At 27.4% G+C, this 526-nt stretch carries 1 protein-coding gene; it reads left to right on the forward strand.

Features of this window, described 5'->3' with window-relative positions; all coding sequences use genetic code 11:
• Positions 1–230 precede the first annotated feature (230 nt).
• Positions 231–526 (forward strand): ParA family protein (locus ACP5SP_RS08150; protein WP_428076588.1); only part of this gene is annotated, 296 nt, incomplete at its 3' end.

Raw genomic sequence — 526 nt, forward strand, 5'->3', positions numbered from 1 at the left:
TTGCGCATTTTCATCAATTATTTTTGATGCATCTAATCTTATCATACCGCTTTTTTGCTTTTCTCTCAATCGAATTGAATTTAACATAGGACTTTTGTGATAAATTCGTCATATTGACATTTTGATTTTTGATGCTATAATATACACTGTATTTTATACTCGGCAGTATATAACACACTGTATAAAGTAATGTACAGTATTTTTTACACTGTAAAAAAAGGAGAATATAAATGAATAAAATTTATGTAATAGCCAATCAAAAAGGTGGGGTAGGTAAGACAACTCTTGCAATCAATTTTGCTTTTTACTTATCTCAACAAAAAAATATTCTTTTTATAGATTTAGATCCTCAAGGATCAGCCACATTTTTTCTCGGTGATAATCCCAAAAATTTCGTTTATTCATCTCGTGATATTTTTCTCGGTAAAGATTTAAAATCTCTAATAATTAAAAATAGGTATAATTTTGATATGATACCAGCAAAACTTGAACTTGAAGATGTTATGTCTACAAAAAACATTAATGC

The organism is Caldisericum sp. (assembly GCF_049967455.1).
GTDB lineage: Bacteria > Caldisericota > Caldisericia > Caldisericales > Caldisericaceae > Caldisericum > Caldisericum exile_A.